At 68.1% G+C, this 13986-nt stretch carries 14 protein-coding genes; 4 read left to right on the forward strand and 10 right to left on the reverse strand.

The window, feature by feature from the left end; genetic code table 11:
* Positions 1–53: 53 nt before the first annotated feature.
* Complete coding sequence (gene phhA / locus J2X58_RS13630) at positions 54–941, forward strand: phenylalanine 4-monooxygenase (protein ID WP_310048833.1); 888 nt, start codon at positions 54–56, stop codon at positions 939–941.
* Between the two features lie 71 nt (positions 942–1012).
* Positions 1013–1261 (forward strand): hypothetical protein, encoded by a 249-nt coding sequence (locus J2X58_RS13635; protein ID WP_090058218.1) that lies wholly within the window; start codon positions 1013–1015, stop codon positions 1259–1261.
* A gap of 361 nt (positions 1262–1622) precedes the next feature.
* Here the strand turns inward: J2X58_RS13635 and J2X58_RS13640 are convergent, their stop codons facing one another.
* The 6 genes from J2X58_RS13640 to J2X58_RS13665 form a co-directional block, all read right to left on the reverse strand.
* Complete coding sequence (locus tag J2X58_RS13640; RefSeq protein ID WP_310048834.1) at positions 1623–2330, reverse strand: SGNH/GDSL hydrolase family protein; 708 nt, start codon at positions 2328–2330, stop codon at positions 1623–1625.
* 18 nt (positions 2331–2348) lie between these two features.
* Positions 2349–3050 carry an RES family NAD+ phosphorylase gene (locus tag J2X58_RS13645; protein ID WP_310048836.1) on the reverse strand — a complete coding sequence of 234 codons (702 nt, stop codon included), beginning with the start codon at positions 3048–3050 and terminating at the stop codon, positions 2349–2351.
* Positions 3047–3448, reverse strand: coding sequence for an MbcA/ParS/Xre antitoxin family protein (locus tag J2X58_RS13650; RefSeq protein ID WP_310048837.1), 402 nt, complete (start codon positions 3446–3448; stop codon positions 3047–3049). Before J2X58_RS13650 ends, J2X58_RS13645 begins: the two co-directional genes overlap by 4 nt.
* Before the next feature lie 69 nt (positions 3449–3517).
* The gene (locus J2X58_RS13655; RefSeq protein WP_310048838.1) at positions 3518–5242 is read right to left on the reverse strand and encodes a DUF885 family protein; all 1725 of its coding nucleotides are present in this window, start codon (positions 5240–5242) and stop codon (positions 3518–3520) included.
* 50 nt (positions 5243–5292) lie between these two features.
* Positions 5293–5994, reverse strand: a complete 702-nt coding sequence (locus J2X58_RS13660; RefSeq protein WP_310048839.1) for a YafY family protein — start codon at positions 5992–5994, stop codon at positions 5293–5295.
* A gap of 69 nt (positions 5995–6063) precedes the next feature.
* Positions 6064–6825 carry a glutathione S-transferase family protein gene (locus J2X58_RS13665; protein ID WP_310048840.1) on the reverse strand — a complete coding sequence of 254 codons (762 nt, stop codon included), beginning with the start codon at positions 6823–6825 and terminating at the stop codon, positions 6064–6066.
* A gap of 131 nt (positions 6826–6956) precedes the next feature.
* On the opposite strand from J2X58_RS13665, the gene J2X58_RS13670 reads away from it, so the two are divergent.
* Both J2X58_RS13670 and J2X58_RS13675 read left to right on the forward strand, forming a co-directional pair.
* Positions 6957–7982 (forward strand): class 1 fructose-bisphosphatase, encoded by a 1026-nt coding sequence (locus J2X58_RS13670; RefSeq protein ID WP_175472898.1) that lies wholly within the window; start codon positions 6957–6959, stop codon positions 7980–7982.
* Between the two features lie 110 nt (positions 7983–8092).
* On the forward strand, positions 8093–9016 hold the full coding sequence (locus J2X58_RS13675; RefSeq protein WP_090174978.1) for a patatin-like phospholipase family protein: 924 nt from the start codon (positions 8093–8095) through the stop codon (positions 9014–9016).
* Here J2X58_RS13675 and J2X58_RS13680 read toward each other — a convergent pair whose 3' ends face one another.
* From J2X58_RS13680 to J2X58_RS13695, 4 genes are all read right to left on the reverse strand, one after another.
* Positions 9017–9601, reverse strand: a complete 585-nt coding sequence (locus J2X58_RS13680; protein WP_090058200.1) for a TetR/AcrR family transcriptional regulator — start codon at positions 9599–9601, stop codon at positions 9017–9019. It abuts the gene before it with no gap.
* A gap of 163 nt (positions 9602–9764) precedes the next feature.
* Complete coding sequence (locus J2X58_RS13685) at positions 9765–11069, reverse strand: cytochrome c (RefSeq protein WP_090058199.1); 1305 nt, start codon at positions 11067–11069, stop codon at positions 9765–9767.
* The gene (locus tag J2X58_RS13690) at positions 11066–13339 is read right to left on the reverse strand and encodes a molybdopterin cofactor-binding domain-containing protein (RefSeq protein ID WP_310048843.1); all 2274 of its coding nucleotides are present in this window, start codon (positions 13337–13339) and stop codon (positions 11066–11068) included. Before J2X58_RS13690 ends, J2X58_RS13685 begins: the two co-directional genes overlap by 4 nt.
* Positions 13336–13830 (reverse strand): (2Fe-2S)-binding protein, encoded by a 495-nt coding sequence (locus J2X58_RS13695; protein WP_090174980.1) that lies wholly within the window; start codon positions 13828–13830, stop codon positions 13336–13338. Before J2X58_RS13695 ends, J2X58_RS13690 begins: the two co-directional genes overlap by 4 nt.
* Between the last annotated feature and the right edge of the window lie 156 nt (positions 13831–13986).

Here is a 13986-nt window from a genome sequence, read left to right on the forward strand (position 1 = left end):
CCTGCATCGCTATCCTGTTGCTTCACCGATCACACAGTCGTCAGGAGCCCGCCATGGACACCCCACGCCGCGTCGAACATCAGCAGACCGACCGCGGATACGTGCCCGTCTATGCGACCGGCACCGTGGAGCAGCCCTGGGCCAGCTACTCGAAGACCGATCACGAGGTCTGGGACACCCTCTACCGCCGCCAGCGCGAGCTGCTGCCCCGCTACGCCTGCCGGGAATTCCTCGAAGGCGTCCAGCGCTTCGGGCTCGGCGATGGCGGCATCCCGCGCTTCGACGACCTGAACCGGGTCCTCGGCGAGGCCACGGGCTGGCAGCTCGTCGCCGTGGAAGGCCTGCTGCCCGACGAGGTTTTCTTCGACCACCTGGCCAACCGTCGTTTCCCGGTGAGCTGGTGGATCCGCAAGCCCGACCAGCTCGATTACCTTTCCGAGCCCGACCTCTTCCACGATCTGTTTGGCCACGTCCCGCTACTGCTCAATCCCGTGTTCGCGGATTACATGCAGGCGTACGGCAAGGGCGGCATGAAGGCGCACGCGATCGGGCCCGAGGCCCTGATGAACCTGACGCGCCTGTACTGGTACACGGTGGAGTTCGGCCTGATCCGCACGAGCGAAGGCCTGCGCATCTACGGCGCCGGCATCGTCAGCTCGAAGGGCGAGTCCATCTATTCCATCGACTCGGCGGCGCCGAACCGCATCGGCTTCGACCTCGAGCGGGTGATGAATACCCGTTACCGGATCGACACTTACCAGCAGACCTACTTCGTCATCGACGACTTCGCGCAGCTGTTCGAAGCGACCGGCCCCGACTTCACGCCGATCTACGCGAGGCTCGCCAACGGCACGCCGGTCGCGGCCAGCGAGGTGCTCGAGAGCGACATGGTCTACCAGCGCGGCACGAAGGAAGGCTTCGCTTCCGGTTCGGACAACTGAAACTCAACGGCGGCCTAACGAACGGATCCCTACGATGGACCCACTCCAGCAATAAACAGGGTGGATCCATCGTGGTTGTCTTCGATATTCCTTTCGAGTCCGTCGGCCCGGGGCTTTGGGCCCTGCAGAAGAACGAGTTCGAGATCGGCGAGTTCTGCTCGCGCGACGACGCGCTCGAATGCGCGCTGGCCGAGGCCCGCCGCATCGAGGCCGCCAACGCGGCGTCGGACATCGTGCTGAACATCGAGGGCAACGACGGCGTATGGCGCGCGTTCGACACGTCGATCCGGCCGTACGCGCCGCGTACGCATCACGTCTGATCCAAGGCTTTCGCTCACCTGGCGGGCGGTCCGGCGACGAGTCGGGCCGCCCGTTTTCGTTGGCGAGATCGCCCGCTGCCGCGGGATCGCCGATGCGGTCGGCTCCCACCAAGCGGGCCTGCTCTCGTTCACCGGGTGGGGCTGCTACCGAAGGGTGGGAGCCGATCGGCAGGCATGAATCGCGGACAAAATAAAACCCCGGCAGCCAGGGGAGGAGCTGCCGGGGTCGCGTCGGGTCCAGGCTATCAGGGGAAATAGCGGGACCCGGGACAATCGCTCGATCCGAAGATCGTCGGTTGCCAACAGGTCGCCTCTCGGCGATCGAATACTTAGATAGGGCCGGAGCCGTGAAGTTCCCGCATTACGGGGTGGTCGCGTTTGGTTGCCGTTTAACTTCGGCCGCCGTCGCGTGATCCGCCAGCCACGGTCGCACCTGGGCCACCCAGAGCGCGTAGCCCGCCGGGGTCATGTGCAGGCCGTCGTCGCGGAAGAGTTCGGGCTTCGGCTGCCCCTTGGCGTCGACCATCGCTGGTGCGATGTCGAGGAACGCGACGTTCTTCTGCGTCATGGCCCACTGGCGGATCAGGGTGTTGGCGCGCTCGATGTTCGGCAGCAACGACAGGCGGGCGATGCTGGGCTTGATCGAGATGAAGGCGATGGGCACGCCGGGCTGTTCCTGCCGCGCCTTGGCCACGAAGGCGGCGAAGTCGTCGCGCACCTGCTCCGGCGTGTCGCCGTTCTGGATGTCGTTGTCGCCGGCGTACATCACGATGGCGACCGGGTGGTACGGCGCGAGGATCCGGTCGGCGAAGGCCGTGCTGTCGTCGATGTCGGAGCCGCCGAAGCCGCGGTTGATGACGCGATAGCCGGAGAAGTCGTCCGCCAGCGTCGACCACATGCGGATCGACGAGCTGCCGATGAAGAGCACGGCGTTGGCGGGCGCCGGATTGGCCTTGTCCGAGGCTTCGAAGGCCTGGATGTCGTTTTCCCACTGGCTGTGGTCGGGACCCTTCGCGTGGCCGGCGAAGGAAAGGACGAGCAGGGTGAGGAGGATCGTCAGCTTCTTCATCCGACCGACCGTACCCCCTCAGGGCCCGTGGGGTAAACCCTGCCGCTCGACGGGAGTCACCTTCAGTACCGCTTCGATCCGCGTGCCGTTCCAGCGGTAGATGAAGTGTTCGGCCTGGATGCACGGCGCGACGAGGTCGGGATAGAACGCCGCCACGCACTCGCCACCAGGATGCCGCGCGCTGTCGTAGACGATGCCGTTGGAGCCCTCGTCGCGCAGGCGGCGGGCGAGCGTCACGCTGGCGGCGTAGGAGTCGGGATCGTGCTCGGCACCCCAGCCGCCGCGGATGTCGTGGAAGCGGCCGGCGATCGCGGTCTTGTAGCAGCGCACCTGCACGTCCATCGGCGGCTCGTGGGTGGCGGCGAGGAACGCCTCGCGGTGGAAGACGGTCTCCTCGATCGCCGTGGGGATGCTGTGCGCGGCGTAGAACACGCCCCAGTGCCCGTCGCTGAAACGGCTGCCGTCGGGCGGGATGTGCGTGAAGGCCGCCATGATCGGCGAGGTGCCGGGTCCGGACACGCGCCGGTCCGGCGGAGTCAGGCGCAGCGCGCCCATTTCCTCGCGCAGGCGCGGGTTGGTCAGCGATTCGACCGCCATCACGGCGTCGATATCCTTCGGATCGGCGATCCGGTCGAACAGGCCGACCGGCGGAAACCGGCTCGGCACGATCCGATAGGCCTGGCTCCAGCGGATGCGGCGGAGCGGCGGCGTGGCGCTCATCCGTTCCAGCCGCGCTGGGCGTCCAGGTACTGGCGGACGACGTAGAGGTCGGCGACGTTGCCCGAAAGCATGCGGTCCAGCGCGGATCGGCCGGCGAAGAGCGGGGCGTCGTTCGGCCGGCGTACCCAGGCGTCGGCCTGTGCCGGGTCGGGGAAGAGGATCTGGAGGTCCTTCCAGATACCCAGCAGGTAGCTGATGCGCTCGATCACGTCGCGCGAAGGCGTGCCGTCCTGCTGTTTCTTCCACTTGAAGTACGTGGATTCCGGCGGCTCGCCCAGCAGCGTCCGCTGCTCGGCCGTGCGCAGTTTCCAGCGCTCGGCCAGCGCGAAGAACGCGCGGAGGGCCGCACCGCCGAGGTCGGCGGAGGATGTCGGTTCGGCATGGATGGCGGGTTGCATCGTGGCTTCACCTATGGAGTTGTGATGCATTGTACTCCATCGGTGTAGTTTTTGGTGTAGGCGCCCGCCCTATCTCCCCTCGATCCAGGCGTCGACGTGCTGCTCCAGCACCGGCAGGGGCACGGAGCCCAGCGCCAGCACCGTGTCATGGAACGCCCGCAGGTCGAACTTCTCGCCCAGCCGCTTCTCGGCGCGCGCGCGCAGCTCGCGAATCTTCAGGTAGCCCAGCTCGTACGACAGGGCCTGGCCGGGCCAGCTGATGTAGCGATCGACTTCGTTGGCGATCTCGCGATCGCTCAGCGCCGTGTTCCGCGTCAGGTAGTCGATGGCCTGCTGGCGCGTCCAGCCGAGGTGGTGGATGCCGGTATCGACCACGAGGCGGCACGCGCGCCACATCTGGTAGGTGAGATAACCGAAGTGTTCGTAGGGCGTGTGGTAGATCCCCATCTCTTCGCCGAGGTATTCCGCGTAGAGCGCCCAGCCCTCGCCGTACGCCGAGATGTAGCCGTCGCGGCGGAACGGCGGCAGTCCCTGCTGCTCCGCCGAAAGCGCCAGCTGCAGCGAGTGGCCCGGCATCGACTCGTGCAGCGTGAGTGCCGGCATGTTGAACAGCGGACGCGACGGAAGATCGTAGGTGTTGACCAGATAGACGTCGGCACCGCCGCGTCCCGACGTGTAATACGGCGCGATGTCCGCCGGTACGGGCTCGATGGCGAAGCGCTGGCGCGGCAGCAGGCCGAAGTACTTGTCGAGCTTGCCGTCGACCTGCTTGGCGACCCAGGCGGTACGCATCAGCAGTTCGTCGGGCGTCTTCGCGTAGAACCGCGGGTCTGTGCGCAGGAAGGCGAGGAACGCGGGAAAATCGCCCTTGAAGCCGGTTTCCTTCATCGTTTCGACCATCGCCGCGTGGATGCGATCCACCTCGCGCAGGCCGATCGCATGGATGTCGTCGGGGGACAGGTCGAGCGTCGTGTATTCACGGATCTGCTGGCGGTAGTACGCCTTGCCATCCGGCAGCGATTCCGCCGCGAGCGTCTTGCGCGCCTTCGGCACGTATTCGCCGCGGAAGAACGTCAGCAGCTTGCCGTAGGCGGGAATCACGCCATCGGCGATCGCCGCGCGGGCGTCCTTGCGCAGCGCGTCGGCGTCGGCTGCCGGCAGCGTCTTCGGCATCGCCTTGAACGGCGCGTACAGCGCGCTGGCTTCGGGATCCTTCAGCTCCGCGACGGCGGCGATGGAGACGTCGCGACCGTCGAGCACCTCGCGCGGCACGGTGAATCCGCGCGCGAGGCCGAGGCGCATGTTCGCGATCTCCTGGTCCATGTAACGCGGGATCTGGCGAAGCCGCGCCACGTAGTGCTCGTAGTCCGCGCGCGTGCGCAGGTTGTCGCCATGCAGCACATACCCGATGTCGGACCAGAAGGCCGAGTCGCTGTTGAACGGCATCTGCCACTGGCCAAAGCGCTGTGCCGCCGCGAGGTTGCCGATCTGTTCGCGATAGACCGCGTAGTCCACGCGCACGCTGCCGCTGAGCGTCTTCGTGTCGATGCGGTCGAGCTGCGCGAGCACGTCGTTCCAGTAAGCGAGCCGCTCCGCCTGGCTCTTCGCGTCCACGGTGTCGAGCCGGCCGTCGCCCGGCTGCGCTTCGCCGGAGGTGAGGATGCCCGCCTGTCCGTTACGCCACGTCCATTCCTTCGTGTAGATGGCCTTGAAGGCGTCGTCGGCCGTGGTGGCGGCGTGCGCGGTGCCGACGAAGAGGCCGGCGAAGGCGATGGCGCGGATCCAGGGGGACATACGGGCTCCGTGTGTCGGGGAGAATCCCCGATCATCGCATGCCGTTGCCCCTAGAGGCCCGCGTAATGCCCGCGCATGGTCTGCAGGTAGGCCTCGAGGTCGCGGCCGGGCTCGTCCTCGAACGTCTCGCCCGATTCGCGGCATTCCGCGATGCGGTCGGGCCGGAAGTTGCGGAACGCCTGGCGATGACGGCACCACGCGCCGAGCGTCCAGGCGCCGCCCCAGAACGACAGGCACAGCGGTTCGACCTCGCGCGTGCTCGTGCGGCCCTCCGCGTCGCGGTACTCGAGGCACAGCACGCGATGGGCGATCACTGCCTCGTGCAGGCAGTCGAGCATCGCGGCGATCTGGTTCTGGAACGTGTCGCGCCAGATGGGCGCGAAGATCTTCGCCTGCGCCGAACGCTCGCGCAGGTCGGGCGGAAGCACGGCCTCGATCTTGATCAGCGCGGCCTGCGCTTCGCGCGCCAGCCGCTCGCCGGCGAACGCGCGGACGAACCGCGTGCCGGCGACGAGCGCTTCGAGTTCGTCGGCGGAAAACATCAGCGGCGGAATGTCCGAGCCCTTGCGCAGAAGGTATCCCACGCCGGCCTCGCCTTCGATGGGTACGCCGGAGAGCTGGAGGTCCGCCACGTCGCGATAGACGGTGCGCAACGAGACCTCGAGCGTGCTGGCGAGCTGGCGCGCGGGCAGCGCCGTGCGCCGCCCGCGCAGGGCGTTGATGATGAGGAACAGGCGGTCGGCGCGGCGCATCCCCGGATCATCGCCTCCCGCGGGCTGCGCGGGAAGCGACGATGGTCACGACCGCGCATCGCCGGGCGCTCAGGCGGCGGCCAGCATCTGGGCGCGGGCGAGCGCCGCGTCCTGCGCCGCGGCGCGGACGATGGCCGGCCGCACCATCAGTCGCGCCACGTAAGCCTCGAACGCGTCGCGCCGCGGCACGATGCCGAACTTCATCGTCCAGTCGAGCGAGCTCGCCCAGAGGATGTCCGCCGCCGTGAAGCGCTCTCCGAAGAGCCACGGTCCCTGCGCCAGCTGCGCCTCGATCTGGTCGAGCACCATGTCGAAGCTGCCGTAGGGGCAGGTCGAGACCGGCGCGGGCGCGTTCTTCATGAAGCGGTCCATCACCGCCGGCTCGAAGCATGAACCGTAGAACGACAGCCAGCGGAGGTAGGGACCGCGCAGCGGATCGCCGATCCCCGGCGCCAGCCCGGCCTCCGGATGCAGGTCGGCGAGGTAGGTGAAGATCGCCGGACGCTCGGTGACCAGGCCGCCGAGGTGCTCGATCGCCGGCACCTTCCCCATCGGGTTGATCTTCAGGAATTTCGGCTCGCGCTGCTCGCCGCGGGTCAGGTCCATCACGTGCATGTCGTACTGGGCGCCCAGTTCCTCCAGGAGCATCAGCGTGCTGCCCGATCGGCTGTTGGGGGCGTGGTGGAAGACGATCCGGCTGGGAGTCATGCGAGCGGTTCCTTTGTCGGTGGTGACGTGGGTGGTGGCGATATGGATCGGCCCGTCCATCAGCAGTCCGCGCAGGCGGAGCGGTGAATACAGGTCGACGAACCGTTCGAACAGGCTGGTCATGTCGGTGGCCCCTTCCGTATCGGTAGGGAGAGTCTGCGCGGGGGCTGCTGACAACGTGCTGTCAGCAGTCCCTCTGGCGCGGTTCACGTGCCGCGCGGACAATGCGTGTTCCCGACCCAGAGCCCCTTGCGATGTCGAAACCGATTTCCCTGATCCAGTTCCTGATCGAAGAGAAGCGCGCGGGGCACATCAACGCCCAGCTCAGCCTGCTGATCGAGGTCGTGGCCCGTGCCTGCAAGCGCATCTCGGTGGCCACCGGCAAGGGCGCCCTGGGCGGCGTGCTCGGCAACGCCGGGTCGGACAACGTGCAGGGCGAGGCGCAGAAGAAGCTCGACGTCATCTCCAACGAGATCCTGCTCGAGGCCAACGCCTGGGGCGGCCACCTCGCCGCGTGCGCGTCGGAGGAAATGGAAGACCCGCAGCCGATCCCCGACGCCTACCCGAAGGGCAACCACCTGCTCCTGTTCGATCCGCTCGACGGCTCGTCGAACATCGACGTCAACGTGTCGGTCGGCACGATCTTCTCCGTGCTGCGCTGCCCGGACGGCGTCACCGAGCCGAAGGTCGCCGACTTCCTCCAGCCGGGTACCGAACAGGTCGCCGCCGGTTACGTCGTGTACGGCCCGAGCACCCTGCTGGTCCTCACCTTCGGCCACGGCGTGCACGAATTCACGCTCGACCGCGAGCACGGCAGCTTCGTGCTGACCCGTCGCGACATCGCCATCCCGGCGGAGACGGCCGAGTTCGCGATCAACATGTCGAACCAGCGCCACTGGGAGGCCCCGATGCAGCGCTACATCGGCGAGCTGCTCGCCGGCACGGAGGGCCCGCGCGGGCGCGACTTCAACATGCGCTGGGTCGCCTCCATGGTCGCCGACGTGCATCGCATCATCACGCGCGGCGGCGTGTTCATCTATCCGCTGGATGCGAAGATCACGGCCAAGGGCGGCACCGGAAAACTGCGCCTGATGTACGAGGCCAATCCGATGGCCTTCATCGTCGAGCAGGCCGGTGGCGCGGCCACGACGGGGCGCGAACGCATCATGGACCTGCAGCCCACCGCGCTGCACCAGCGCGTGCCCGTGTTCCTCGGTTCGAAGAACGAGATCGAGGTGGTCACCCGCTACCACCTCGAAGCCGACGACACCCGCGCCTGATCGTCCCATCGGAACCGGGCGGCATGCCGCCCGGTTTTCGCCCTTCCCCGGACACGCGCCCGCCGCGAGCGTGCCCGATGATCCGCCAGCCCCGACACGGTAGTCCCGACATGTTTCCACGCCCTTCCCGTTCCTGGCTGCCGCTGGTGTTCGCGACCCTGCTCGCCGGTTGCTTCGGCGGCACGAAGCCCGACGCACGGCCCGACAACGCATTGCCGGTGCTCGCGGCCAAACCGCGCATCGGCTTGGCGCTCGGCGGCGGCGCCGCGAAGGGCTTCGCGCACATCGGCGTGATCAAGATGCTCGAGGCCAGCGGCATCCATCCCGACGTCGTCGCCGGCACCAGCGCGGGGAGCGTGGTGGGCGCGCTGTATGCCAGCGGCATGGACGCGTTCCGTCTGCAGGAGCAGGCGTTCTCGCTCGACGAAGCCAGCATCCGCGACGTGCGCCTCTTCTCCGGCGGGCTCGTGCAGGGCCAGAAGCTCCAGGATTACGTGAACCAGCTCGTCGGCAACCGGCCGATCGAAAAGCTGCGCATCCCGTTCGCCGCGGTGGCGACGCAACTCGAGAACGGCGAGCGCGCGATCTTCGTTCGCGGCAACACCGGCCAGGCCGTGCGCGCGTCGAGCAGCATCCCTGGCGTGTTCGAGCCCGTCGACATCGCCGGCAGGCACTTCGTCGACGGCGGCGTGGTGAGTCCCGTTCCCGTGGATGCCGCACGCCAGCTCGGCGCCGACATCGTCATCGCGGTCGACATCTCGGCGCGCCCCGACGGCAAGAACCCCGACAGCATGATGGGCATCGTGGGCCAGTCGATCACGATCATGGGACGCAAGCTGGCCGAGCAGGAGATCGCGCGCGCGGACGTGGTGATCCGTCCGAAGGTGGGCCAGATCGGTCCCACCGATTTCGATCAGAAGAACGTCGCGATCCTCGAGGGCGAGCGCGCGGCGCTCGCCGCGATTCCCGCGATCCGGGCGAAGATCGCCGAGAAGACGGCCGCCATGGGCAAGCCGCCCGTCCCGGCGCGCTGATCAGCCCGCCTGCACCAGCTCCAGCGCGGACTGGCGGCCGAGCGAGAGGATTTCGTCCGAGAGCCGGTCTTCCGCCACGGCGCGCGCCAGCGACAGCGAGCCGACCATCGATGCGAACACGGCCATCGCGAGCGTGCGGCGACGCTTGCCTCGCACGCCGTCCGGCAGCGTCGAGGCGATCAGTTCCACCATCTCCGCGTAGCCATCCGTGAAGGCCTCGCGCGTTTCCACCGGCCGGCGCGCCATCTCGGCTGAGAGCGCCGCGGCCACGCAGCCGCTTTCCGGATTGTCCCGGTGCTCGGCCGACAGATAAGCGTTGATCAACGCGCGGTAGCGCTCGCCGCGCGACGCGGCCACCCTGGCGGCCATGCGCTCCATCGCACCGGTCGCCGCGACGGCGACGCTCTCGCGGACCAGTTCTTCCTTCGATTCGAAGTGGTTGTAGAAACCACCCTGGGTCAGACCGACCTCGCCCATCAGGCTGACGACACCGACGGCATCGATGCCGTCCGCGCGAAACCGCTGCGCGGCCGCCTCGACGATCTTCTGCCGCGTTTGTTCTTTGTGACCTTTCCCGTAACGCATGCTGCTTTCGCTCCCTTGGGGAGTACCCCCTGCCCGGGATCGATTGTAGCGAATCCTTGCGTATTGAAATGTCGGCGAACCCGGTACTTCCGGCACACGCGGAGCGGCGCGGGAGCGCGCACGGCGCGCTCCCGCCAGAGAGACATCTACGAGTTTTCGTGGATCATTCCGCGCGGCGCTTCGCCACGTCGGCCGGTGTCACTTCACCCTGCTTGCCGCCGAAATGACGGATCACGTAGTTCGCGAGCGCCGCCACCTCGGTGTCGCTATAGGCATGGCCGAAGGCAGGCATGTAGACGTCGTTGTCGCCGATGCGCATCTTCACGCCTTCCAGGATGGCCTCGGTGACGTTCGCCCCCTTCGGATCGTTGACACCGCGGGTGCCCGCGAGCGCCGCGTATGCCGTCTGCTGTCCGGCACCGTTCCACTGGTGACAGCTCGCGCACGCGCCTTCGAACAGACGCAGACCTTCCGCGTCGGCCTTGCCGTCGTCGCCGCCCGGTGCCACGGCGCTGGACGCGACCATCGCCTTCGGTGCCGCGTCGACGACGATGGGATCGTCGCCTTCGCGCGCCGGCACCGTGCGCAGCCACGTCACCAGTGCCGCCGTGTCTTCCGGCTTCCAGTGCTGCAGGCTGTACGCGATGGCCTCGCCCATCGGTCCATTCGCGGAAGCATGGCCCTCGGCGTGACCGGTACGCAGGTACTGGGTCAGCGCCTCGTCGCTCCACTTGCCGATGCCGTGCGTCGGATCGGAGGTGATGTTGTACGCGCGCCAGCCCTGCACGACCTCGCCCGCCAGCGCTTCGCCGTGCTTCAGCGCGAAGCCGAAGTTGCGTGGCGTGTGGCACTCGGCGCAATGCCCGAGCGGACCGCCGAGGTACGCACCCGCGTTCCATTCGGGCGACCGCGACGCGTCCGCCTGGAAACGCTGGCTGCGGAAGAACGCCGCGTTCCAGAAGCCCATCGCCCAGCGCTGGTTGAACGGGAAGCCGAGTTCGTTCGGCTTCTCCGGCTGGTGCACCGGCGGCAGGCTGAAGAGGTACGCCTTGATCGCCAGTACGTCGGCGCGACTCAGCTGCGTGTACGCCGTGTACGGGAACGCGGGATACAGGTGCTTGCCGTCCTTGCGGATGCCTTCCCGCACGGCGCGCACGAACTCGTCGTCCGTCCACGTGCCGATGCCGGTTTCCTTGTCGGGCGTGATGTTCGACGAGTAGATGGTGCCGAACGGCAGCTTGAACGCCAGACCGCCCGCGAACGGTTTGCCGCCGTCGTGCGACGTGTGGCAGGCCACGCAGTCGGCCGCGGTGGTGAGGTATTCGCCGCGCGCGACCGGGTCGGCGTTCGTGGGCGCGCCGGCCAGCACCGGCGCGGTGCCATCGTCGGGATCGGTACGGTTGAGGAAGAAGTACGCGCCGACGCCGACCGCCAGCAGGACGACGACGATGATCAGGAAGCGCCTCATGCCACGTCCTCCTTCTCGCCGCCGACCGCCGCGACGCGCTTGAGCGCGTCGGGCGACGCGGCCAGCTGGGCCAGGGCCACCGGGAGCCGCCTCAGGCGGATGCCGGTGGCGGCGAAAATCGCATTCGTCAGGGCGGGTGCGGCGATCGCCGTGCCCACTTCGCCGATACCTCCGGGTACCTCGTCGCTTTCGACGGAATACACCTCGAGTTCCGGCACCTCGTTGATGCGCAGGCTGCGGTAGTCGTGGAAGTTACTCTGCTCGATCGCGCCGTTCTTCAGCGTGATGCCGTTGTACAACGCGGCGCCCAGGCCGAAGAGCAGGCCGCCCTGCATCTGCGCCTGCACGGAGCTCGGGTTGATCGTGATGCCGTTGTCGATCGCGACGACGGCCTTGCGCAGGCGCACCTGGCCCTGCTCCGTCACTTCGGCTTCGACGATCGCGCAGACGTGGCTTCCGAACGGCGAGCCGACGGCGATGCCGCGTCCGACACGGGCGGGGAGCGGCTGTCCGCCCCAGCCGATCTTCTCGGCGGCGAGGTTCATCACGCCGAGCGCGCGCGAGCCGGGCTTCATCAGCGACCGACGGTATTCGAGCGGGTCCTTGCCGGCGGCATGGGCGAGTTCGTCGACGAAGCTCTCCACCACGAACAGATTGTGCGTGGGGCCGACACCGCGCCACCAGCCGACGACGAGACCGGGCGGCATCTCGTGGCGCACCCACTCCACGAGGACGTTGTCCATGTCGTACGGCAGGTCGGCGGCGGATTCGATCGCGTCGCTGTCCATGCCGTCCTTGCCCATCGCGCCCGGCGCCCAGCGCCCGAGCACCGTGCCGCTGGTGATGCGATGCTTCCACGACGTCGGCTTGCCATCGGCACCGAGCGTGGCCGAGATGCGGTCGAAGTAGAGCGGACGCACGCGATCGTGGCGGATGTCCTCCTCGCGGCTCCAGATCACCTTCAGCGGATAGCCCACCTGTCTGGCGAACGCGACCGCCTGTTCGACCTGGTCGGTTTCCAGGCGACGTCCGAAGCCGCCACCCAGGTAGGCCGCGTTGAGAACGACCCCCTCGGCCGGGATGCCGCAGATGCGCGCGGCTTCCGCGACGCAACGGGTCGGCACCTGCGTGCCCGTCCAGATCTCGCACTTGCCCGGCGTCACGTGCACCGTGGCGTTCAGCGGCTCCATCGGCGCGTGGGCGAGCATCGGCGAGATGTAGGAGGCTTCGATCAGCTTGCCATCGGCGGCGGCCTCGCCCTTGGGCTTGCGGCCGATCAGCGCCGGACCGTTGCGTGAGCTTTCCTGCAACGCGGCGATGAGCGTCTCCGTATCGAGGTTGGCGTTGACGCCGTGTTTCCATTCGATATCGAGCGCGTCGAGCCCGCGCTGCGCGAGCCAGAAATTTTCCGCGACGACGGCCACCGCGTTGTCGAGGCGCAGCACGTCGACGACGCCGGGGATGGCACGGGCCTTCGCGTCGTCCACCTTACCCAGCGTGCCGGCGAGCTCGGGACTCGTGATCACCGACGCCACCTTCATGCCCGGGATCTTCGCGTCGATGCCGAACTGCGTGCCGCCGTTGACCTTGTCCGGCGAATCGACGCGGCGCATCGGCTTGCCGATGAGCGTGAAATCCTTGCGCTGCTTGAGCGTGACCGTCGCCGGCTGCGGCAGCTTGCCCGCGGCCTCGGCCACCGCGCCGAAGCCCAGCGTGCGGCCCGACGGCACGTGCGTGATCACGCCGCGCGCGACCGAACAGCTGGTGGGATCGACGTGCCACTGGGCGGCGGCCGCGGCGACCAGCGTCTCGCGCGCCACGGCGCCCGCCTCGCGCAGCGCCTGCCACTGGCCGCGCGTGCTCGTCGAGCCGCCCGTGATCTGGCCGCCGCCGAGCAGCGGCTGTCCGTAGAGCGCGTCGCTGGGAGGCGAATGCTCGACACGGATCTGGTCGAGCCCGACGCCGAGTTCCTCGGCCAGCATCATGGAGATACCGGTGTAGATCGCCTGGCCCATTTCCACCGCGGGCATCACGAGGCGAACGGCGCCATCGGCGTCGACGCGGACGAAGGCGTTGGGCGCGAAGGCAGGATTGCCGTCCGCCGCGGCGGCCGCGGCATCGGCCGCCTGGCGGCGCGGGCTCATCTGCGCGACGGCCGGTCCCATGCCGGCGGTCCACAGGAAGGCCACGGCGAGGCCGCTTCCCGCCGCTCGCAGCGCGTTGCGCCGGCCCGCGTCGAACGCGTCGCCCTGATCCCGCCGCGCGTTCATGCCGCGCTCCCGTCGACGACGACCTGCAGGCCGTGCTGCTGCCCGGTGGCCGCCTGCTTGATCGCTTCGCGGATGCGCACATAGGTGGCGCACCGGCAGATGTTGCCGGACATCGCCGTATCGATGTCGCGGTCGGTCGGGTTCGGCACGCGCGCGAGCAGCGCCGCGGCCGCCATGATCTGGCCGGACTGGCAGTAGCCGCACTGCACGACATCGACCGCGAGCCACGCCTGCTGCACCTTCGCGCCTTCCGGCGTCTGCCCGATGGCCTCGATCGTGGTGATCGCGCGGTCGCCGATCGCGGAGACGGGTAGCTGGCAGGACCGCACCGGCTGGTTGTCCAGGTGCACCGTGCAGGCACCGCACTGGGCGATGCCGCAGCCGAACTTCGTGCCCGTGAGCCCGATCACGTCCCGCAACACCCATAGCAGGGGCATGTCCGGCGGCACATCGACCTGGCGGTCCTCACCATTGACGCGCAACGTGACCATAACGACTCCCCTGGGCTGGGCGGAACCGGGCGGCTCCGCTGGCGGATGAAACGAAAGGAAGCTTACGACGATCGCGTGACGTCCGGTTTTGCCTAACCTCGCGAATTTGGAAAAAACGACTGCCGTGTCCTTTTTAGTCGAAAACTCGACCGGATT

The organism is Luteibacter sp. 3190 (assembly GCF_031456385.1).
Taxonomy (GTDB): domain Bacteria; phylum Pseudomonadota; class Gammaproteobacteria; order Xanthomonadales; family Rhodanobacteraceae; genus Luteibacter.

Coding starts and splice junctions, on each gene's coding strand:
- J2X58_RS13670 (WP_175472898.1), top strand. CDS start 6,957: ATGTCGAAACCGATTTCCCTGATCCAGTTCCTGATCGAAGAGAAGCGC.
- J2X58_RS13690 (WP_310048843.1), bottom strand. CDS start 13,339: ATGAACGCGCGGCGGGATCAGGGCGACGCGTTCGACGCGGGCCGGCGC.
- phhA (WP_310048833.1), top strand. CDS start 54: ATGGACACCCCACGCCGCGTCGAACATCAGCAGACCGACCGCGGATAC.
- J2X58_RS13640 (WP_310048834.1), bottom strand. CDS start 2,330: ATGAAGAAGCTGACGATCCTCCTCACCCTGCTCGTCCTTTCCTTCGCC.
- J2X58_RS13660 (WP_310048839.1), bottom strand. CDS start 5,994: ATGCGCCGCGCCGACCGCCTGTTCCTCATCATCAACGCCCTGCGCGGG.
- J2X58_RS13675 (WP_090174978.1), top strand. CDS start 8,093: ATGTTTCCACGCCCTTCCCGTTCCTGGCTGCCGCTGGTGTTCGCGACC.
- J2X58_RS13695 (WP_090174980.1), bottom strand. CDS start 13,830: ATGGTCACGTTGCGCGTCAATGGTGAGGACCGCCAGGTCGATGTGCCG.
- J2X58_RS13685 (WP_090058199.1), bottom strand. CDS start 11,069: ATGAGGCGCTTCCTGATCATCGTCGTCGTCCTGCTGGCGGTCGGCGTC.
- J2X58_RS13665 (WP_310048840.1), bottom strand. CDS start 6,825: ATGACCAGCCTGTTCGAACGGTTCGTCGACCTGTATTCACCGCTCCGC.
- J2X58_RS13650 (WP_310048837.1), bottom strand. CDS start 3,448: ATGCAACCCGCCATCCATGCCGAACCGACATCCTCCGCCGACCTCGGC.
- J2X58_RS13655 (WP_310048838.1), bottom strand. CDS start 5,242: ATGTCCCCCTGGATCCGCGCCATCGCCTTCGCCGGCCTCTTCGTCGGC.
- J2X58_RS13645 (WP_310048836.1), bottom strand. CDS start 3,050: ATGAGCGCCACGCCGCCGCTCCGCCGCATCCGCTGGAGCCAGGCCTAT.
- J2X58_RS13680 (WP_090058200.1), bottom strand. CDS start 9,601: ATGCGTTACGGGAAAGGTCACAAAGAACAAACGCGGCAGAAGATCGTC.